This is a genomic window from Micromonospora sp. WMMD964 (assembly GCF_029581455.1).
In the GTDB taxonomy this organism is placed as follows: Bacteria; Actinomycetota; Actinomycetes; order Mycobacteriales; family Micromonosporaceae; genus Micromonospora.
Map to the genome: position 1 here is coordinate 2,981,528 of NZ_CP120860.1, position 19,534 is coordinate 3,001,061.

A 19,534-nucleotide genomic window follows, 5' to 3' on the forward strand; every position below is an offset into this window, starting at 1 on the left:
CGCGCGGCATCAGGGTTGTCGCCGTCTCCGGCACGTCGGAGGCGGCGACAACCGGGAAGCCACGCGGATCTGGGGCCGTAACCGCCGCCGGACGGCGGAACGCCTACGGTTTGCGGGCGAGGAGCCCGACGAAGGTGTGATAGGTGTCGGTCTGCGCCGGAGCGGGTGCGTCCGGCTCGGGACGCCACTCGGCCAGCGGCACCAGCCCCGGCTCCAGCAGCGTCAGCCCATCGACGAACGAGAGGATCTCCTCGTCGGTGCGCCAGCGGCCGGTGCCCAACGACTCGTTGAAGACCCGCTCGACCTCGCGGGCCTTGCGGGAGCCCTCCGGGTCCCGTTCGCCGGGGTCGCGGAAGTGTGAGATCGCGATGTAGCTGCCGGAGGGCAGCGCGTCGATCAACTCGGCCGCCACCGCTCGCGGGTCCTCGTCGTCGCCCAGGTGGTGCAGGATCGCGAAGAGCAGCAACCCGATCGGCCTGTTGAAATCGAGGAAGCGGCGTACGTCCGGATGATCGAGGATCTCCTGCGGCGTCCGGATGTCCGCCTGGATCACCGTCGCGGTGCCGTCGGCGGCGAGCAGGGCCCGGCCGTGCGTCAGGACGATCGGGTCGTTGTCCACGTACACCACCTGAGCCTTGGGGTTCTGCTCGGTGGCGACCTCGTGCACGTTGCCCTGGGTGGGGAGCCCCGATCCGATGTCGAGGAACTGGTCGATGCCCGCCTCACTGACCAGGAAGCGGATCACTCGACGCAGGAAGGCCCGGTTGGCCTGGCCGGCTGCCGGCCCGTCCGGCGTGATCCGCAGCGCGTGCTCGGCGACCTGTCGGTCGACTTCGAAGTTGTCCTTGCCGCCCAGGAAGAAGTCATAGACCCGTGCCACGCTGGGAATGCGGGGGTCGATGCCGGGGGGGACCGCTTTGTCGCGGGTCACAGGCGTCTCCATTCGATTCGGACCAGCGCAGGCTGAGGTCTGTGGGCGGCACTGCTGGCGCTGCGGCGAGTGTAGCGATCGGGCGGGCTGAATTTGCGCCCCGAGTGGTACCGCTCCCAGCGAATCGCCCTCTCACCAGCGCACTCGACACGCAAACATCGAGACGGGCGCCGACGGCCGCCACGTCAGCAGCCGTGTCGTGCGGGCCGTGATCGGCATTCCGGCAATGGTGGTCACCGCGCCGACCGGACCGGCTCTGCCTGGCGTCGTCCCTCCGCCGCGCGGGGCGTCGGCCGGACGAGACGTTCGCCGAGAGTCAGCAGCAGGGCGACGACGCCGAGCAGGGCACCGATCAGCACCGTGGCGCGTACGCCGTGGCTCGGTAGGACGAGGCCGCCGACGAACGCGCCGGCGGTGATGCCGACGTTGACCGCGGCGGAGACCGTGGCGGCGGCGAGGTCGGAGCGGCCGGGCGCAACCTGCAACACGAGGCCGCCCAGTGACGCGGTGAAGGCCGTGAACGCGAGGCCGGCCACCGCGATCAGGCCGACGGAGACCGACGGCCGTTCGCCGAACGTGTACAACCCGAGCAGTGCCGCCGACTGCACCGCGACGGTGATGAGCAGGGCGTTCCACGGGCTGCGGTCCAGCAGCGGGCCGATGGCGAGGATGCCGAGCACGCTGGCGATGCCCCGGGCCAACAGGATGGCCCCGACCGTCGAGGCGGCGAATCCGCTGACCTCGGTGACGAACAGGGCGACATAGGTGTACGCGGCGATGGCGCCCGCGGTCGCCAGGACGGCCACCGCCACCAGTAGCCAGAACCGTCGGGCGTCGGGTGTCGCACCTCGGGCGGCGTGTCCCTCTTCCGGCCGCGCCGAGGGCAGCAGCGCGGCCACCACGACGAGCACGACCGCGCCGAGGGCGGCCACCGCCAGGAACGAGGTCCGCCACCCGGCCCGCTCGCCCAACCAGGTGCCTGCGGGCACTCCCAGGGCCAGCGCGACGGTGCCGCCGGCGAACACGACGGCGACCACCCGCCCGCGTAGTGCGGGCCGGAACAGCTCGGCCGCGGCCGGCACCACCACGGCCCAGAACAACGCGTGGGTCAACGCGGTGACCATCCTGGCCGTCAGGAGCAGCGTGAAGGTGCTCGCCAGCGCCGTGACGGCGGTGCTGAGGACGAAGCCGACCAGGAGCGCCGACAGCAGCCATCGGCGCGGAACCCGGCGGACCAGCGCCGTCAACGGGACCGAGGCGACCATCACCACCGCGCCGTACGCGGTGACGAGCATGCCCACCTGCGGCGGTGACACCGCCAGGTCGACGGCCATCGGGAGCAGCAGCCCGATCGGCAGTGCCTCGGCGGTGGTGTAGAGGAACGTCCCGCCGGACAAGCCGATCAGCGCCCCCACTGCCCTCCCACGACCCATCAGACCCTCCCGATGTTACCGGTTAAACCGTCTACGATGGAAACAGGCTAGTGGCGCTCTTCGATGGTGGTCAACTGGTAAAGTGGGTTTCGATGGAAACAGGTGAGGGCGTGACGCGGATGCGCCTGGTGGGCGGCAGTCTCGCCCTGGACTTCGTCAACACCCGCACCGGTCCGCCCGCCGGGTCGCCGGACGACGACGTGCTGACCGGCTACCTCGACCTGATCGCCTGGGGCGCGTACGCGGGTGCGCTCAGCGCACCGGAGGCGACGGCGTTGCGCCGGCTCGCCCACGACGACCCGGGCGCTTCCGAGGCCGCCTTCACCCGATCGCTGCGCATCCGCGACGATCTCGACGAGGTGTTCCGGGCAGTCGCCGCCGACCGCAGTCCGAGCGTGTCCGTGCTGGCTCGGCTGCGAGACGACGAAGCGGATGCGCTCGGTCACGCACGGCTCGAGCGAGGGCGCACGTTCAGTTGGTCCTGGCGGGACGACCAGACGCTCGCCCGTCCACTGTGGCCGGTGGTGCACTCCGCGGTCCAGCTCCTCACCACCGGCACGCTGGGCCGGATCAAGGGATGCGCCGGCTGCCGCTTCCTCTTCGTCGACGAGAGCAAGAACCGCAGTCGCCGCTGGTGCAGCATGGACGACTGCGGGACGTCCGAGAAGATCCGCCGGTACGTCGCCGCGCGGCGCACCCGCGCGACGGGTTGAGCACGGCGGATCTCACGTCCGGTGCTGGGCCTGCCGATGCCGTCACCCACCCGGCCGACCGGATGCCGAACAGTCCGGAGCTGTCCGGACGGATGCCCGTTCGACGGAGATCCCGCTGGCGGATCATCGCGGGGGCGTCGCCCGTTGTCGGGACCCGAACCGTGCTCGCCCAGGCAGGCTGTCGAGCGATTCGCCTTGACGACGACAACGGTAAGTCGTAACTTACGTTCGTGGTGACTTACGGAGCGCACCCGGGATGGGAAGCACTGGGCGACCCGAGCAGGCTCGCCATCGTCCAGCGGCTGGCGGATCGGCCCCTCGCCGTGGGGGAGTTGGCAGACGAGTTGCCGATCAGCCGGCCAGCCGTGTCGCAGCACCTCAAGGTGCTCAAGAGCGCCGGGCTGGTCGTCGACCAAGCGGTGGGAACCCGGCGCGTCTACCGGCTCAGTCCGGTGGGGTTGGCCGCGCTGCGGGACCAACTCGACACGTTCTGGCGTCGGGCTCTGGACGGTTATCAGGATGTCGTCGAAGAGACCGGAGAGAGCACATGACGCAATCCGCCCCGGCGGTGGTCCGCCGACAGATCGTCGTCAAGGCACCGATCGAGCACGCCTTCACGGTGTTCACCGAGCGGTTCGGTGACTTCAAGCCGCGCGAGCACAACCTGCTCCCCGTCCCGATCGTCGAGACCGTCTTCGAGCCCCGGGTCGGCGGGTTCATCTGCGACCGGGGCGCCGACGGCAGTGAGTGCCGGTGGGCCCGCATCCTCGCGTACGAGCCGCCGAACCGGGTCGTCTTCAGTTGGGACATCGGGCCGACCTGGCAGATCGAGACCGATCTGGACCTCACCAGCGAGGTGGAGGTCACCTTCGTCGCCGAGACGCCGGACCAGACCAGGGTCCAACTGGAGCACCGGCACATCGACCGGCACGGTCCGGGGTGGGAATCGGTCCGGGACGGGGTCGACACCGACTCCGGCTGGCCTCTCTACCTCGACCGGTACCAGTCCCTCATCGACGGGGCGGCCGGCGACGCGTGATCCGGCTGCTGCCGGTCGCTCCTGACGTCGGTAGGCGAGCCGGGCAGCGCACACGTCAGCAGTCTGGACGGCCTTGCGTACTGTTCCCGCCGTGCAAGAACGATCAGGCCCCGTGCGCCTTCGCTGGGCGATTCTGGGGCCGCCTCTCGCGGTGGGCCTCACGCTCGGCGTACTCGCAGCGCTCGGCGCAGTGCGCGGGGCCGACCCGGCGGCGTGGTTGCGGCCGGCCGTGGTGGCTCCGGGCGGCCCGTTGGTCCTGCTGTGGTGGCAGGTGGTGGTCCGCCCGCGACATCGCTGGTGGGCACTTGGCGTTGCTCTCCTGGTGACCGTCGTCGTGTACCAGGTGCTGCACCGGCTGGTCCTGGTCGGGCTGCCGTTCCCATGGGACGGCGTGGTCAGCTTCGCGGCCGCCGGCTGGCTGGGCACCTTCGCCTACGTGGCCGTCACTCGGCGACCCGCCGCGCCGTTGTCTCGCGGCGGGGCCGCCGAGGGCAGCAGGATCGCCCCCGGCGAGGTGTACGAGGTGCGCTTCGGCCTCACCCGCCGCGATCTCGTGCTGATGCCCGCAAGCGTGGGTTTCGTCGTCGTGGGCGTCCTGATCCTCCCCGACGAGAGGGTTGCCGGCGTCGCTTCTGTCGCGTTCGGTGGCGGGTTGCTTTTGCTGCGACTCGTCTCGGTGCTGAGCCGTCGTGTCGCGCTGCGCGTCGACGCGGCAGGTGTCACTCTCGGCCAGACGCCGCCCTGGCCGTCCTCGTCGACCGCTGTGGTGCCATGGTCCGACATCGAGATGGTGGTGCTGTGGACGCAGCACGTCCGCTGGACCACCATTCCTTATGTCGGCCTGCAACGGCGTCGCGGCCTGCCGCCGCTGCCCGGCTCGGCGCGCTCGCCCGGCATGCGGCTGTTGAATGAGGCAGCTGTTCCGTACGTGCCGCCCGCCGTCCTAGCCGACAGCCGCCCGGCGACCTTCTGGCGGCTGCACCGCCCGAGCCTCGAGGCCGCTGTCCGACACTTCGCACCCACTGTGGAGTTCGTCGACATGAGCTGAGGGCGGGCGGTGCCTGTCCGGTGGCGCGTCGCGCGCAGCCGTGTCGGCGGCGACCCGGTGCGGTCGCCGCCGACACGGCCCGGCGTCAGAGCCGGGAGGTGAAGGTGGCCAGGAAGCGGTGCGGAGTGACCGTGCCGGCGTTGTCGAAGCAGATGACGTCGACGTCGGCGTTCGTGGTGTACGTCCACGGTTGCGTCAGGTGGCAGTAGTTGCTGCCCGCGCCCTGCGCCACGACCTGGGCGTGGGTCTCCTTCAGCCCGATCTGCGGGAAGGTCGCCAGGTAACGGCCGGAGGGCGCCAGCGGCGCCACCGTGTTCGCGCCGACGCCGAGCACCGAGTTGTCGTTGGTCGGACCGCCGACGGCGGTGCCCAGGTAACCGAAGTACGACGGTGGGCCCAGGGAGCCGATCACCGGCCGCCGACGGTGGTACGAGAGGACGAAGTCGGTGTTGACGAACGCGCCGGCCTGGTCGAAGCAGAAGACGTACACCTGCACGTCGCTACCGACCGGGCTCCACGAGTAGACCTTGCACCGGCGAGGGCCGGCGTTCGGCTGTACGGCGGTCACCTGCACGTTCCCGGCGAGCACGCCGGCCAGCCCCACCCCGGGCAGCCGCACCAGGTACTGCCCGACGCCCGCCGGCCCGACCGCGTTCACCACACCCGTGGAGTTGTACGACTGCACCAGCGCCCCGCCGCTCCACTGCGTGTACGCGTGGGAGGTGCCGGCCGGCAACACACCCGAACTGGTCGTCCAGAGCACCGTGAACGGGGTGTCGTCGCGCGTGCCGCCGGGCTTGTGGCACTGCACGTCGACGATCTCGTCGGCGCCGGACTGGAACCAGCGGACCACCTCGCAGTAGTGCCCGGTCCGGTTGACCGGGGTCACGTGCGGCACCCCGCGCGAGCCGGCACCCACCTGCGGGAAGCGAACCTGGAACCGGCCGGGCGCGAGCTTGATGCCGTCGGCCCAGGCGGCTGGGAACGCCGTCTTCCAGCTACCCCACTGCCGGCTGGTGTCCAGCACCGTCCAGACCGCGACGGTCGGGTCCTTGACGTACGCGAACCCCCAGCGATCGGCGGTGGCCGCGGTGGCCGGTGCCGTCGGCGCAAGCGCACCGGCGGCCAGGACTGCCGCCAGTGTTGCGGTGACGAACGATCGGAAACGCATGTGTTCCTCCATCCGACGGGAACATGTCGGGGAGGAGTGTGCGGCCGGTTACAGTACGGTCACAGTCGGCTACCGCATGAGTTCGTGTCGGGTGTGCGCCACGATCGTCCGCACCACTCTGTCGGACGCGTGAGCGGGTGCTAGGCGCCGCCGACCCGTTGGGCCGGCTCGGCATCGGGTGAGGCCGGCGCGGGCCGGGGTCGCTGCCAGGGGTCACCGGAGGCCCCGGCGGCCAGGTGCCGCTCGTAGCTGTCCACCTTGCGGTCGATGAGATCGAGGCAGTCGCGCAGCCGCGCCAGCTGCTCGGTGACGTGGAGCTGGTGCTCGCGCAGCAGATCGAGTCGCTCGGCCTCGTTGCCGGTGCCCTCGCGGACGAGCTGGGCCAGGCGGCTGATCGTCGCGTGTGGCATCCCGGAGGTCCGGAACTTCACGCAGTTGGTCAGCCACTCGACGTCCCACTCGCTGTAGACGCGCCTGCCGGACGCGTCACGCCGCACCTCGCCGGCCAACAGACCTGCACGCTCGTAGAGCCGAAGGGTGTGCACGCTCAACCCGGTGCGCTGCGCGACCTGCCCGATGCTCAACCCGTCGCCCGCCATGGCATCGACCGTATCCGCTTGACCTAGACCTCGGTCCAGCACCTAGCGTCCGCGGCATGACCAGCGACACGACCCACACCATGTTCGGCGCCCACCGCACGACCGGAGACGTCCTCGCCGGAATCGACCTCACCGGGAAGACCGCTGTCGTCACGGGCGGCTACTCCGGCCTCGGTCTCGCCACGACCCTCGCGCTCACCCGGGCCGGGGCCCGGGTCGTCGTGCCGGCCCGTAGGCCGGAGGTGGCGCGGCAGGCGCTCGCCGACGTCGCCGGGGTCGAGGTCGGCCCGCTCGACCTCGCCGACCTCGGCTCGGTCCGCGCGTTCTCCGAACGCTTCCTGCACCGCCATTCCGCAATCGACATCCTGATCGCCAGTGCCGGGATCATGGCCTGCCCCGAGACACGGGTGGGACCCGGCTGGGAAGCGCATTTCGCGACCAACCACCTCGGTCACTACGCGCTGGTGAATCTGCTGTGGCCCGCGCTCACCGCGGCTGGCTCGGCTCGCGTCGTCTCGGTCGCCTCCGGGCGCGACCCCGCGTGGCGCATCCGGTGGGACGACGTGCAGTTCGAGCAGGGCTACGACAAGTGGGAGGCGTACACCCAGTCCAAGCTCGCGAACATCCTGTTCGCCCGCCACCTCGACCTGCTCGGCCGACCGCACGGCGTCCACGCCTTCTCCGTCAACCCCGGCTGGATCCTCACCCCCCTGCAACGACACCTTCCGGTCGAGGAGATGGTCGCCGCCGGCTGGATCGACGCGGACGGGACCCCGGCACCGGGTCTGTTCAAGACCGCCGACCAGGGTGCGGCGACCCAGGTCTGGGCCGCCACGTCACCGCAGCTCGACGGGCACGGCGGCGACTACTGCGTGGACTGCCGGGTCGTCGACGGCGACCCCGCCGACAGCGGTGCGGCAGCCCGACTCTGGGCGCTGTCGGCCGACCTCACGGGCGTCGACCTCGACGAGTGAGCCGCAGCCCCCGGGTCACCGGGGAAGGTCGGCGGGGTGGACGCCGGCCTGTTGCTCGTCTGCCAGGTCGCGGACCGCGAGTTCCCGTCGGGCCGCCGCGACGAACCGTCGCTCCGCGGCCTACTGCGCCGTGCCGGCGAGCAGCCACCGCCGGACGGGGATCTCCAGCAGCACTCGCTCGCCTTCCGGGGTGACCTGCCTGCCGACGTCCCATCCGTCGTACTTGGCGGCGAACGCATCGACGACCGTGGCCGGGAAGCCGTCTCGGTGTACCCGGGCGGTGCCCTCTGCCACCACGGGGGCGTCGCCGCCTTCCAGGGCCAGGGACACCCGTGGGTCGGCCGTGACGTTGCGGACCTTGACGCTGCGGCCGTCGCTGCCGATCCACCAGGTACCGGCGACGTAGACGAACCAGACCGGCGTCAGGTGCGGGGAGCCGTCCCGCCGCAACGTGCACAGCCAGACGTTCGACTCCTGAGCCAGACGTGCCTGGACGTCCGTCGGTGGGGTGGCGAGTGGTTCGGTCACCCCACCAGTCGATCACGACCGGAGCCGGCGGGCCGCGCGAAGGTGACGATCGACGCCGCGGGCGCTTGATTGGATTGAAATCTGTGAATAGATTGAGTCCGGGCGCCGCCGGGGTCCGGGTTCGGACCGTCGGCGGTTGACAGGTCCACCCCGAGCCGGGCACCTGGTCGTACGCGCCGACCAGCCGCTGCGCCGCACCCACGGTGCGTCGCCGCGCCGCGTCCGTCCAGGACGCGCCGCGCCCCCTTCCCACAGCCCGATGGCAGAAGGACCCTTCTTATGACGATTCTCCGCGCCCGCCCCGTCCTGACCCTCGCGGTCGTCGCAGCGCTGGCCGCCGCCGCGACCGTGACCGGCTCCGCCCTGCTCACCGGTCCCGCGACGGCCGCCCAGGGCTGCCGGGTCGACTACACGCCCAACCAGTGGCCCGGAGGATTCACCGCCACGGTCAAGATCGCCCCGGGGGACACGGCCGTCTCCGGTTGGACCGCCACCTGGACGTACGCCGGGGACGAGCGCGTTACGAGCGGCTGGAACGCCACGGTCAGCCAGTCGGGCTCGACGGTGACCGCCCGCAGCCTGTCGTACAACGGCAGTATCCCGGCCGGCGGCTCGACCGAGTTCGGTCTGCAGGGCACGTACGGCTCCAGCGGCGGCGCGCCGACCGGGTTCACACTGAACGGCGTACCGTGCAACGGCGCCACGCCCCCTCCGACCACGCCCCCTCCGACCACGCCGCCCCCGACCACGCCGCCCCCGACCGGTTGTGCCGGCGCTGTGCTCTGTGACGGCTTCGAGAACCAGACCGGGTCGACACCGTCCGGCGACTGGGCCGTGGTGAGCCCGGACTGCTCCGGTGCCGGTACCGCGACCATCGACACGGCCACCACGCACAGCGGCAGCCGCGCGGTGCGGATCAACGGCGCGGCGGGCTATTGCAACCACGTCTTCGTCAGGTCCACGAAGAACCTCGGCAGCGTGGGCAGTGTCCGGTACGGCCGGATCTGGATGCTGCACACCACCGCCCAGCCCGCCGAGCACACCACGATGGTGGCGATGGCGGACTCCGCCGACGGCAACAAGGACCTGCGGCTGGGCGGCCAGAACGGCGCGTTGCAGTGGAACCGCGCGTCCGACGACGCGACCCTGCCCGAGCAGAGCCCGGCCGGGGTGGCCCAGAGCCTGCCACTACCCACCAATCGGTGGGTGTGCGTGGAGTTCATGGTGGACGGCTCCGCCGGTCAGCTCCGTACCTGGGTGGACGGCACCGCCGTCACCGGGCTGACCGCGGACGGCGCACCGACGCACGACATCGACGGCCAGTGGTACAACCGCACCTGGCGTCCGCAGCTCACCGACCTGAAGCTGGGCTGGGAGAGTTACGGCGGCGGGGCCGACATCCTCTGGTACGACGACGTCGCGCTCGGGTCCAGCCGCATCGGCTGCTGATCGTCACTGCTGCCCGCACCGCTGTGCTCTTGAGCGGTATACCTCAGAGTCATATTCATACCTCTGAGGTATACCGCTCATCGCCGCATCCGCCCCGACGGAGGTGATCGACGGTCACCGCAGGGCGGGCTGCTTCGCCCGCTGCGCGGCACTCCACAGCGAACCCGGGTTGATCCGACGCGGATGCCTGTCGAGCATCGCGCGGTACAACTCCTCGGCGGTCGTGGTGTCGGCGTCGAGTTGGTTGAACTCGCGAAGGTAGGCCGCCGTCTCGGCGAGGATCCGTGGATCGTCGGGCCGGTCCGGATTCTTGTGGGCGGCCACCACCGCGGCCGGGTCGAGCTCGCCGAGCCGGTCGAGCGTCGCGGCCCACTCCCGACGCGTCGCGGTGGTGCTCTCGGCCAGGTACGGGTGGGTGTCGTTGTAGGCGACGTCGCCGGCCGCGATCAACCGGAGGGCCGGCACCCAGACGACTGTGCTTCCTGCCGTGTCGGTGAAGCCCGTCTCGACGATGTCCAACCGCTGTCCTTCGAGTTCGAGGCGGTCGTCACCGAGCGGCTCCGGGACGGTCAGCCGGTCGGGGATCTGCCCCGGGAACAGGCGCTGCCAGAACGAGGTCAGCATGTCCGGCGTCACCTGAGCCTCGGCCCCCGCCGCCGTCGCGTCGGTGGCCACCGCGCGTACGCCGGGAAACGCCTGCGTGATCTGACCCAGGCCGAAGAAGTGGTCGCCGTGGCCGTGGGTGACGTAGACGTGGGTCAGCCTGCGCCCGAACGACCGCACCCAGTCGATCAACTGCTGGTTCTGCTCGGTGGTGACGAAGGTGTCGATCAGCACCGCGTCCTGCTCACCCATCACGAGGGTCGCGGTGTTGGTGACCCAGAAGAGGTCCTCCGGGCCGTACGGCAGGTCCCGGGTCAGACCCGGCCGGCGTATGTGATGAACGGCGTACTGCATCGTGGTTCTCCAGCGGTCAGCGGGCTGCCCGTGTCGGCCGCCTGCTCGACCACCCCGGCGGGTCCAGCGTAGATCCGAGTCAGCCGACCGCGCGGGGTGTTGCGAATCCGGGCCGACGGGAGCGAACTCACCTTCCGGCAGACCTTCACGGCTGCCGGGCGACCACAGCTTCAGCAGGTGGCCGGCGATCCCGTCGTCGGCCGGATCGTGCTCGCCGTCGCCGACCTCGTCACGGCGGACACCTGGTCGCGGCTGCGCATCTGCGGTAACGAGAGGTGTGCCCACGTCTTCTACGACACGACCCGCAGCCGCACCCAGCGCTGGCACTCCTACGAGGTGTGCGGCAACCGCACGAACGTCGCCGCCTACCGCGCCCGCGCCCGAAGCGGCCGCGCCAGTGACGGGTAGGTCGGCGCAGCCGCCGCGCCGGGCGGGCTAGCGGAAACGGTCCGCCAGCTTCGTCAGCTTGCTGACGTACGCCGGCCAGTCGTAACCGTCGGGGACACCGGCGCTGTCCGGCCGCCGCCCGATCACCGCGTCGTGCTGCTCGCGCATCACGTCCATGTGACCGGCGTGCCGGGCGAGGTCGCACGTCACGTGGATGATGATCTGGTGCAGTGTGGTGGCCTGCCTGCCGGGCTGCCACCAGGGCACCTGCCCCGGCGCGTCGAGTGGAAGTCGGTCGATCGTCTGGTCGGCGAACACCCCGACCCGGCGATACAGCTCGATGAGCCCGTCCTTCGTCTCGTCCTCGCGGGCGTACCAGTCCGCCTGCGGGTCCTCGTCGAACGCGTGTATCGGCACGAGGTCCTCGGGGGTCGGGAACTCGCGCCCGAAGGTGAGCCCGAAGTAGCTCGCTTCGACGTTGAGACAGTGCTTGAGGGCACCGAGCAGGTTGTTGCCGGTCGCGGTACGCGGGAGCCGGGCATCGCGTTCGCTCAGCCCCTCCAACTTCCAGATCAGGGCCCCGCGTGTCTCCTTGAGGTAGTGGTGCAGCGCAGCCTTCACATCGTCCGGGTCAGACATGCCGGCCAGTCTCCCGGATCGAAGGCCAGGCCGCTGACCCGTGACCGACTCGTAAATGCGTTGGTGGCGTGTCGGGGCGATACCTACCATCAGGTCATGCGTTCGCACCTGCTGGCAGTCACCGTCGAGTCCGCCGATCCGGTTGCTGCGGCGCGGTTCTGGGCAGCGCTGCTGAATCGGGACGTCGTCGACGACGCCGGTGCCGTGTTTCTTCCCGGCGACGACGCCCAACTCGGTCTCCGGTTCGTCGCGGGCCGCGCGGGCCGGCTCGGCGCGAACCGGATGCACCTGCACCTGACCAGCGCCGATCCCGACGAGCAGCAGCACACGATCGCGACGGCGCTGAAGCTGGGTGGCGACCACCTCGACGTCGGGCAGCGGCCCGAGGAGGGGCACACCGTCCTGGCCGACCCGGCGGGTTACGCGTTCTGCGTGATCGAGCCCGGCAACGCGTACCTCGCCGGCACCGGCTTCCTCGGTGAGCTGACCTGCGAGGGCACCCGGGAGGTGGGCCTGTTCTGGAGCAGGGCGCTGGGTTGGCCGCTGGTGTGGGACCAGAACGAGGAGACGGCGATCCAGTCACCGCGCGGCGGCACCAAGGTCGCCTGGGGTGGCCCGCCGGTGGCGCCGAAGGAGGAGCCGAACCGGCAACGCTTCGAGCTCGTCCCGGCCGCCGACGACCAGCAGGCGGCGGTCGACGAGTTGGCCTCCCTCGGTGCCGTTCGACTCGACGTCGACGAGGACGGCGCGGTCGTGCTGGCCGATCCGGACGGCAACGAGTTCCGCGTCCGGGGTGCCGGTCACCGCTCCGCGTAGCAGCGGCCTGGGCTCACCGGTCCTTCGCGAGCGCCGCGATGGCGACATGCGGGCGCTGGTCGCCCTCTCCGGCCCGTCGGAGGCGTTCGACCTCCACGAAACCGGCCCGGCTGAGTCGTTCCGAGATCTCGTCGACCGGCCATCGGTAGGCGGTCACGACCTTGTGGTCGAAGGGGCCGACCTCGTCGTGGTCGAACATGCCCAGCACCAACGCGCCACCGGGGGCCAGCACTCGCCGGAACTCGCCGAGCACCCCGTCGAGCTCCTCCGGCGGCAGGTGGATCAACGAGTACCAGGCCAGGATGCCCGCGACCGAGCCGCCGACGACGTCGAGGCTCTCCAGCGAGCCGATGTGGAACGCGACGTCGGGGTGGGTCGCCCGGGCGTGGGCGATGAACTCGGGGACGAGGTCGATCCCCGTCGCGTCGACGCCCAGCGACCGTAGGTGACCGGTGAGGTGGCCGGGGCCGCAGCCCAGGTCGAGCACCGGACCTGTCCGGGTGGCCAGGTGTCGCCCGATGAGGGCGAGGTCGTCGGGGTCCACCCGCTCGCGGGTGCCGAACAGCTCGATGTACAGATCCGCTACCGACGCGTACGCCTGCCGAACCTTGTCCCTGTCCACGGCGGCACTATACGAGTGACGCACCGCCCGCTCAGTGTGCCGGGGCCGGCCGACGTGGTTCGACGGGTACTCGCGTGGTGGCCCACCAGCGGCGCGACGCCAGCGCGGCCAGCCCTGCCCCGGCCGCGTTGAGCAGCACGTCGTCCACCGACGACACCCGGTCCAGCCGCAGGAGGTACTGGGCGGCCTCGACCAGGACGGAGCAGGCCACCGCGAGCGCGAGAATGCGCGGCACCGACGCCAGCGCCGCGAACCGTAGCGGGGCGAGGAACCCCAGCGCCGCGAACACCAGCAGGTTGCCGACGACCTGGACCGTCGCGGTCACCGGCCCTCCGTCGGAGACGATCGTGAGCAGGTCCCGCAGGGGCACCAGGCTCACCCGACCGGGGGCGACACCGGCCTGGTCACCCGGCAACATGATCATCCAGACCCACGGCACCGTGCCGTAGACGATGCCGACCTCGGCCAGCGACATCCGCAACGCCGTGCTTCTGTCGGCCCGGCGACGGGCCAGCGCCCACACCGCCAGCGCGGCCAACGGCAGCACGGCGACCGTGATGAGGACGACGCCGTTGAACGTGCCGAACCAGCCGTGCCACCCCTTGACCATGAGGCATCCCCTTCCCCGACGGGTGAAAGCTACCGGCCCTGGTTCGGGATCCGGGCAGCACGCCCGTGACCCGTTTGCGGAACCCGCGCGTCGGGCAGAGAAACACCATGACGAATGGACGGGGCAGAGCAGTCGGCGGCTACTTCCTGCGACTTCTCGGTGGAGTGCTGGTCATCCTCGGCATCCTTGGGTTCTTCAGCAGTCTGGCGCAGGGCAACCCGGTCGGGTTGATCCTCGCCATCATCTTCGTCGCCGGCGGAGCGGTCATGCTCAAGCGCTCCGGCGGGGCCGGCCGACCGGGAGGCGTGACCTCCACGCCACCGGGTACCCGCTGAGACCGACGCGGGGAGGATCGTCATGCCGGGACGTACCCAGGTCCTGTTGATCCAGGGCGGCGGCGCCGGTGTGCACGACGAGTGGGACGACAAGCTGTTCGACAGCTTGAGTCGGGAGCTCGGCGACGCCTACGAGGTCCGCTACCCGCGTATGCCGAAGGAGGCCGACCCCGATTACGCCACCTGGAGTGTGGCCATCCGGCGGGAGATCGCTTCCCTGGAGGACGGGGCGGTCGTCGTGGGCCACTCGGTGGGCGGGACGATCCTCGTCAACACGCTCGCCGAGCGGCCACCGGTGCGGCAGCTCGGGGCCATCGTGCTGGTCTCCGCCCCCTTCGTCGGTGCGGGCGGCTGGGAGGCCGGTGAGTTCGAGGTGCCGTACGACCTCGGCGCGAGGCTGCCGCGCGACGTGCCGGTGCACGTGTTCCATGGCCTCCGGGACGAGACCGCCCCACCGTCGCACGCCGACCTGTACGCCGGCGTCATCCCGCAGGCGCGGCTGCATCGGCTGCCCGGCCGCGATCACCAGCTGAACAACGACCTGGGCGAGGTGGCGAGAGTCGTCGAGGGCGACGCCCGAGGGTCGGCTGACCAGGCTGGTCGCTGACGGCGGCCGACCTCCACCCGGCCCGGCCGGGCCGACGATCGGTGAGCTCGCTGTGGATATGCTCGTCCGCGAAGCCTGGCGCGTCCCCGTTGCGGGGCAGGATGTGATTCGAGGGCGGTCCATGAACATCGGCGAGATCGCCCGCCGGGCGGGGGTGTCCCGCAGCACCGTGTCGTACGTGTTGAGCGGGAAACGGGCGGTGTCGGAGGCGACCCGGCAGCGGATCCAGGCCGTCATCGACGAGCTGGACTACCGGCCGAACGCGAGCGCCCGAGCGTTGAAGGAGGGGCGCACCCGCACCCTCGGCCTGGTGATCCCACCGGCGAGTCAGCGGCTGACCGACATGCAGTTGGGTTTCGTCGCCAGTGTCGTCGAGGCGGCCGCCCGCCACGACCTCGATGTGCTGCTGTCCCCGTCCGGTGGTGACCACGACCGGTCGTTCGAGCGGATCGTCACCGGGCGTCGGGTCGACGGCGTGATCCTGATGGAGATCCGCTTGGAGGACGACCGGGTGACCCGGTTGGCCAAGGCCGGTCTGCCCTTCGTCACGATCGGTCGGACGGCCGAGCCGCACGGCATGAGCTGGATCGACATCGACTACGCCGGCCTGATCGCCAGGTGCGTGCACCACCTGGCCGATCTGGGTCACCGGCAGGTGGCGCTCGTGAACCGCTCGGCCGAGTTGGTGGCCGCCGGGTACGGCCCCAGCCACCGGGCGCTGGCCGGTTTCCGGGCGGCCGCGGCGGAGCGGGGCCTGACCGGGGTGGAGGTCTGCTGCGGCGACGACACCGCCTCCGGCGAAGCGTGTGTGGAGCAGTTGCTCGCGACGCACCCGGACGTCACCGCGGTGGCGACGATCAACGAGGCCGCCCTGCCCGGGATGCAGCGGGCGTTGACCGGCGCCGGGATGGCCGTGCCGGGCGACTTCTCGGTCACCGGGGTCGCCGCCCAGCACTGGGCGGAGGACTTCCGCCCCCCGTTGACGGCGGCCGACGTGCCGATGGTCGAGATGGGTGCCGAGGCGGTGTCGTTGCTGCTGGAGACCATCGCCGAGCGTGGCGCCGTGCCACGACACCGCCTCTACACGCCGCCCATCTCGTTGCGGTCCAGCACCGGCCCGGTGCCGACGCGCTGACTCCGGCCTACCCGCCGGTGCCACGCCGTTGCTCCTGGGCGGCCGCCAGGATGAGGTAGCTGCTGGCCGTCCAGGTGTACGCGCGGTCCCGGAGGCCGGCACCGGTCTCGGCGTCGAAGTTCTCCGCGAAACCGGACTTCTCGCACAGCGCGAGGAACCGTCGACTGATCTCGTCGGCGATCCCGGTCTGCCCGGCCCGCCGCAGGCCGTCCTCGACCAGGACGGTGGAGGGCGCCCAGATCGGGCCACGCCAGTAGCCGTCGGCGAGGTAGTGGGCCGAGTCGGTCGGCTCGGTGGCCGGCCCGTGCGTGGTCAGGTGCGTTTCGACGCCTCGCGCCAGGGTCGCGACGATCGGCGCGGGCAGGTCCGCGCCGAGTGTGATGGGCATCAGGTCGAGCAGGCTGCGGCTCGCCCGTCGCTGACCGGTGTGCGGGTTGCGGGCCAGGAACCGTTCGCCGTCCCACAGGTCGTGCAGCATGGCGGCGCAGATCCGGTCGGCCTCGCGGGACCACTGCTCGGCGGGCTCACCCAGCTCGGCGGCGAGGTCGGCCAGGCAGCGAAGCTGCGAGACCAGGAACGCGGCGAGGTCGGCTGTCTGGAGGACCCGGTGGTCGTCGAACGTCGTCGCGTTGTCCCAGCCGCTGTCGTTGCCGTGCTGGTAGTGGGGCAGGTCCTGACCGGGTGCCCGACGCGCGTCGAGCCAGAACCGGGTCCAGCGGGCCAGCCGGTCGTACGTCTGGGCCAGCGCCGCCCGGTCCGGCGGCTGCGGGAGGCGTCGACGCAGGTGGCGCAGCGCCCAGCCGTGGATGGGGGGCTTGACGTAGTTGTGCAGGACCTCGGAGTGGGTGACCGAGTCGGGTAGGGCGCCGGCCTCGTCCTGGTGGTCGAAGGGCAGGTGGAACTGGTGCCAGGCCAGCTCGGGCTCTCCGGCGGCCAGGGCGATGGCGTTGAAGCAGTGGTCCCAGCTCCACACCTTGTCCATCCAGTGCTTGGACATCAGGACGGCTGGGCGGCTGACGAAGCCCGCCGGGGCGACGGTGGCCGACCACAGGACGTACGCGGCCAGTTCGGCGGCCGGTGTGTCCGGGCTCCGCCACGGGGCGATCGCGTCGACGAACGCGGTGAACTCCGTCAGCCGGTCGCGGCACAACCGCTCGAACGGGACGGACCCGTCGTACCGGCGGCGGGCGGTCGCGTACTCCTCGATCGCGATCTCCCAGGGCTGGTCGGCGGGGAGGTCCAGGGACCGGTCGGCGGTGCCGAGCGCCTCCACGCCGTCGGTCCGAGCGAGGGTGCCGGAGAGCACGGTGACCCGGTAGCGGCGACCGGTCTCGTACGAGGTGAACACGTGTGACCCGTCGACCGGGTCGAGGTACAGGTAGGTGCCGCTGAACGCGGTCAGGGTGCCGGCCGCCGCGGCCACCCGCAGACCGAGCCGCTGTCCCCGGATCCGCAGGGTGTCCGGCCTGTCGTAGACGGCCTCGATCCGGTCGCGGCCGCTGCGCCAGGTCAGCAGCGCCGGGGTGGCGACGACAGTGGTGTCGGGGACCGTGGGGGCGAGGCGCAGTACGGGGTGCAGACCGGTCTGGTGGGAGACCAGGTGCAGATCGTCGGCGTACGTCTTCTCGGCTACCACCGGGGAGAGGTTGAACCAGGATCCTCGGTAGCTGAAGGGGATGTCCTGGATTCCGAACTCCGGACCGGACGGGGCGACGGTCATGGGTGGCGGGTGCCTTTCTGTGGTGCGGGTGGTCAGTCCTTGACGGCGCCGGCGGTCACGCCCATCGAGACGTAGCGCTGGGCCAGGACCAGCAGCGCGGCGGCGGGGATGGAGGCGACGACAGCGGTCGCCATGATGGCGTTCCACTGCTGGTTGTTGTTGCCGATGTAGTGGTAGATGCCGAGGGTGATCGGCTGGTGGTCGCCGCCACCGGTGAGGGTCGAGGCGAAGATGAAGTCCGACCAGGACCACAGGAACGCGAACAGTGACACCGTGACGATCGAGTTGCGGCTGACCGGCAGTACGACGGACCAGAAGGTCCGTAGCCGGCCGGCGCCGTCGACCACGGCGGCCTGGAGCAGTTCGTCGGGGATGCCGGACATGAAGGCCGTGAAGATCAGGACAGCGAACGGCACCGCGAGTGTCGTGTCGGCCAGGATCAGGCCGGGCAGTGTGTTCAGGACGCCGAGGCTGAGGTAGATGGCGTAGAAGCCCATCGCCATGATGATTCCCGGGATCATCTGGGCGATCAGTAGCACGAAGCTCAACGCCGGGCCGCCGGGAGGTCGGAGCTTCGCCAGCGCGTACCCGGCCGGGGCGGCCAGCGCCACGGTCAGCGCGACGGTGCCGAGGCCGACCAGGAAGCTGGTGCCGAGGTAGGGCAACTGTTGGTCGAGCACCGCCCGGTAGCCGTCCAGGGTGCCGTTGGTGGGGATCAGGTGCGGGGGAGTGGCCCGCATGTCCTGGTCCCTGGTGAACGACACGTTGATCATCCAGTAGACGGGGAAGAGCATCAGCCCGGTCAGGACCAGGCCGACGCCGGTCTTCCACCAGGCCCGTGGCGTCGGTTGGGTCATCGCAGGTGCTGCCTTCGCTCGATCCGGATGTAGACGAGCCCGGCGATCAGGGCCATCACGATGAGCAGGTTGCCGACGGCCGCTCCCGGTCCGAACTCGGGCAGCAGATTGCCGAAGCCGAGCCGGTACGACCAGGTGGCGAGCGTCGCGGACGAGCCGGTCGGTCCACCCTTGGTCATGATCCAGATGATGTCGAAGACCTTCAGCGTGTAGATCAACCCCAGCAGCAGCGTGATCGCGGAGACGGGGCGCAGCAACGGAAAGGTGATCGCCCAGAACCGTTGCCACCCGGTCGCGCCGTCGAGGGCGGATGCCTCGTACACCTCGGCCGGGATCGCTTGCAGCCCGCTGTAGAGCACCACCAGGTTGAACGGGATGCCGATCCAGATGTTCGCGATGATCACCGAGGTGAGCGACCAACCCGGCGAGGTGAGCCAGTTGACCGGGTCGACGCCCACCACGCCGAGCGCGGAGTTGACCAACCCCGAGTCGCTGTTGAGCAGCCACGACCAGGTCGACGCCGACACGATCAACGGCAGCAGCCACGGTACGAGGAACAGCGCCCGCAGGGTGCGCGACAGCGGGAAGTGCTGGTGGAAGAAGAGCGCGAGGGCCATGCCGATGGTGAACTGGAAGGCGAGTGACGCGCCGGTGAAGACCACTGTGTGCGTCAGCGTCGGCACGAAGGCCGGATCGGTCAGCACGGTCCGGTAGTTGTCCAGGCCGGCGAAGGGCGCGCCGCCCTGCACGAACGAGCGGACGGTGTACTCCCGCAGACTCAACTCGACATTGCGGTAGAGCGGGTAGGCGTAGAAGGCCGCCAGGTAGACGGTCACGGGTGCCAGGAAGCCCCATGCCGGCCACCGGTTTCGCCGGCGGACTCGGGACGGGGGAGACCCGGGTGGGGCGGCGGTCGCCGCCTCACCCTGGCCTCGTACGGCGGTGGGGGTCTCTGTCGTGGGGG

23 protein-coding genes are annotated in these 19,534 nt (G+C 70.8%); 11 read left to right on the top strand and 12 right to left on the bottom strand.

What is annotated here, in order from left to right:
• Positions 1 to 103 precede the first annotated feature (103 nt).
• On the bottom strand, positions 104 to 943 hold the full coding sequence (locus O7616_RS13915; RefSeq protein WP_282307165.1) for an SAM-dependent methyltransferase: 840 nt from the start codon (positions 941 to 943) through the stop codon (positions 104 to 106).
• Between the two features lie 221 nt (positions 944 to 1,164).
• Positions 1,165 to 2,364 (bottom strand): MFS transporter, encoded by a 1,200-nt coding sequence (locus tag O7616_RS13920; protein ID WP_282307166.1) that lies wholly within the window; start codon positions 2,362 to 2,364, stop codon positions 1,165 to 1,167.
• Positions 2,365 to 2,456: 92 nt separating this feature from the next.
• Between O7616_RS13920 and O7616_RS13925 the strand changes: the two genes are divergently transcribed.
• The 4 genes from O7616_RS13925 (at position 2,457) to O7616_RS13940 (ending at position 5,164) form a co-directional block, all read left to right on the top strand.
• A complete protein-coding gene (locus O7616_RS13925) occupies positions 2,457 to 3,077 on the top strand; it encodes an ABATE domain-containing protein (RefSeq protein ID WP_282307168.1) in 621 nt (206 codons plus the stop codon).
• Positions 3,078 to 3,307: 230 nt separating this feature from the next.
• Positions 3,308 to 3,628 (top strand): metalloregulator ArsR/SmtB family transcription factor, encoded by a 321-nt coding sequence (locus tag O7616_RS13930; RefSeq protein ID WP_282307169.1) that lies wholly within the window; start codon positions 3,308 to 3,310, stop codon positions 3,626 to 3,628.
• The gene (locus tag O7616_RS13935; RefSeq protein WP_282307170.1) at positions 3,625 to 4,116 is read left to right on the top strand and encodes an SRPBCC family protein; all 492 of its coding nucleotides are present in this window, start codon (positions 3,625 to 3,627) and stop codon (positions 4,114 to 4,116) included. Before O7616_RS13930 ends, O7616_RS13935 begins: the two co-directional genes overlap by 4 nt.
• Before the next feature lie 151 nt (positions 4,117 to 4,267).
• Entirely contained in the window at positions 4,268 to 5,164 is an 897-nt protein-coding gene (locus O7616_RS13940) for a hypothetical protein (RefSeq protein ID WP_282307171.1), read from the top strand.
• A gap of 85 nt (positions 5,165 to 5,249) precedes the next feature.
• Here O7616_RS13940 and O7616_RS13945 read toward each other — a convergent pair whose 3' ends face one another.
• Together O7616_RS13945 and O7616_RS13950 are read right to left on the bottom strand one after the other, a co-directional pair.
• Positions 5,250 to 6,335, bottom strand: a complete 1,086-nt coding sequence (locus O7616_RS13945; RefSeq protein WP_282307172.1) for a hypothetical protein — start codon at positions 6,333 to 6,335, stop codon at positions 5,250 to 5,252.
• A gap of 140 nt (positions 6,336 to 6,475) precedes the next feature.
• Positions 6,476 to 6,934 (bottom strand): MerR family transcriptional regulator, encoded by a 459-nt coding sequence (locus O7616_RS13950; protein ID WP_282307173.1) that lies wholly within the window; start codon positions 6,932 to 6,934, stop codon positions 6,476 to 6,478.
• A 56-nt stretch (positions 6,935 to 6,990) separates the two neighbouring features.
• On the opposite strand from O7616_RS13950, the gene O7616_RS13955 reads away from it, so the two are divergent.
• Entirely contained in the window at positions 6,991 to 7,908 is a 918-nt protein-coding gene (locus O7616_RS13955; protein ID WP_282307174.1) for an oxidoreductase, read from the top strand.
• Between the two features lie 120 nt (positions 7,909 to 8,028).
• Here the strand turns inward: O7616_RS13955 and O7616_RS13960 are convergent, their stop codons facing one another.
• Positions 8,029 to 8,436 (bottom strand): TIGR03618 family F420-dependent PPOX class oxidoreductase, encoded by a 408-nt coding sequence (locus O7616_RS13960; protein ID WP_282307175.1) that lies wholly within the window; start codon positions 8,434 to 8,436, stop codon positions 8,029 to 8,031.
• Positions 8,437 to 8,715: 279 nt separating this feature from the next.
• On the opposite strand from O7616_RS13960, the gene O7616_RS13965 reads away from it, so the two are divergent.
• Positions 8,716 to 9,885 (top strand): cellulose-binding domain-containing protein, encoded by a 1,170-nt coding sequence (locus O7616_RS13965; protein WP_282307176.1) that lies wholly within the window; start codon positions 8,716 to 8,718, stop codon positions 9,883 to 9,885.
• Positions 9,886 to 9,999: 114 nt separating this feature from the next.
• Here O7616_RS13965 and O7616_RS13970 read toward each other — a convergent pair whose 3' ends face one another.
• Entirely contained in the window at positions 10,000 to 10,842 is an 843-nt protein-coding gene (locus O7616_RS13970; RefSeq protein WP_282307177.1) for an MBL fold metallo-hydrolase, read from the bottom strand.
• Between the two features lie 177 nt (positions 10,843 to 11,019).
• Between O7616_RS13970 and O7616_RS13975 the strand changes: the two genes are divergently transcribed.
• Positions 11,020 to 11,250 carry a CGNR zinc finger domain-containing protein gene (locus O7616_RS13975; protein WP_282307178.1) on the top strand — a complete coding sequence of 77 codons (231 nt, stop codon included), beginning with the start codon at positions 11,020 to 11,022 and terminating at the stop codon, positions 11,248 to 11,250.
• A 27-nt stretch (positions 11,251 to 11,277) separates the two neighbouring features.
• Here O7616_RS13975 and O7616_RS13980 read toward each other — a convergent pair whose 3' ends face one another.
• Positions 11,278 to 11,868 carry a DinB family protein gene (locus tag O7616_RS13980; protein ID WP_282307179.1) on the bottom strand — a complete coding sequence of 197 codons (591 nt, stop codon included), beginning with the start codon at positions 11,866 to 11,868 and terminating at the stop codon, positions 11,278 to 11,280.
• Between the two features lie 96 nt (positions 11,869 to 11,964).
• On the opposite strand from O7616_RS13980, the gene O7616_RS13985 reads away from it, so the two are divergent.
• Positions 11,965 to 12,684 (top strand): VOC family protein, encoded by a 720-nt coding sequence (locus O7616_RS13985; protein WP_282307180.1) that lies wholly within the window; start codon positions 11,965 to 11,967, stop codon positions 12,682 to 12,684.
• Positions 12,685 to 12,697: 13 nt separating this feature from the next.
• Here the strand turns inward: O7616_RS13985 and O7616_RS13990 are convergent, their stop codons facing one another.
• Both O7616_RS13990 and O7616_RS13995 read right to left on the bottom strand, forming a co-directional pair.
• Positions 12,698 to 13,306 carry a class I SAM-dependent methyltransferase gene (locus O7616_RS13990; RefSeq protein WP_282307181.1) on the bottom strand — a complete coding sequence of 203 codons (609 nt, stop codon included), beginning with the start codon at positions 13,304 to 13,306 and terminating at the stop codon, positions 12,698 to 12,700.
• Positions 13,307 to 13,337: 31 nt separating this feature from the next.
• Complete coding sequence (locus O7616_RS13995; RefSeq protein WP_282307182.1) at positions 13,338 to 13,916, bottom strand: VanZ family protein; 579 nt, start codon at positions 13,914 to 13,916, stop codon at positions 13,338 to 13,340.
• Between the two features lie 107 nt (positions 13,917 to 14,023).
• Between O7616_RS13995 and O7616_RS14000 the strand changes: the two genes are divergently transcribed.
• From O7616_RS14000 to O7616_RS14010, 3 genes are all read left to right on the top strand, one after another.
• Positions 14,024 to 14,251 (top strand): hypothetical protein, encoded by a 228-nt coding sequence (locus O7616_RS14000; RefSeq protein WP_282307183.1) that lies wholly within the window; start codon positions 14,024 to 14,026, stop codon positions 14,249 to 14,251.
• A 22-nt stretch (positions 14,252 to 14,273) separates the two neighbouring features.
• Positions 14,274 to 14,858 (top strand): alpha/beta fold hydrolase, encoded by a 585-nt coding sequence (locus O7616_RS14005; protein ID WP_282307184.1) that lies wholly within the window; start codon positions 14,274 to 14,276, stop codon positions 14,856 to 14,858.
• Between the two features lie 121 nt (positions 14,859 to 14,979).
• Positions 14,980 to 15,993, top strand: coding sequence for a LacI family DNA-binding transcriptional regulator (locus tag O7616_RS14010; protein ID WP_282261441.1), 1,014 nt, complete (start codon positions 14,980 to 14,982; stop codon positions 15,991 to 15,993).
• Between the two features lie 7 nt (positions 15,994 to 16,000).
• Here O7616_RS14010 and O7616_RS14015 read toward each other — a convergent pair whose 3' ends face one another.
• The 3 genes from O7616_RS14015 to O7616_RS14025 are packed head-to-tail and all read right to left on the bottom strand — an operon-like array spanning position 16,001 to position 19,415.
• On the bottom strand, positions 16,001 to 17,713 hold the full coding sequence (locus O7616_RS14015) for a trehalase family glycosidase (RefSeq protein ID WP_282307185.1): 1,713 nt from the start codon (positions 17,711 to 17,713) through the stop codon (positions 16,001 to 16,003).
• A gap of 32 nt (positions 17,714 to 17,745) precedes the next feature.
• Complete coding sequence (locus O7616_RS14020; RefSeq protein WP_282307186.1) at positions 17,746 to 18,570, bottom strand: carbohydrate ABC transporter permease; 825 nt, start codon at positions 18,568 to 18,570, stop codon at positions 17,746 to 17,748.
• Positions 18,567 to 19,415: a sugar ABC transporter permease gene (locus O7616_RS14025; protein ID WP_348773880.1), complete on the bottom strand. Its 849-nt coding sequence runs from the start codon at positions 19,413 to 19,415 to the stop codon at positions 18,567 to 18,569. The genes O7616_RS14020 and O7616_RS14025 overlap by 4 nt, the downstream gene beginning before the upstream one ends.
• Between the last annotated feature and the right edge of the window lie 119 nt (positions 19,416 to 19,534).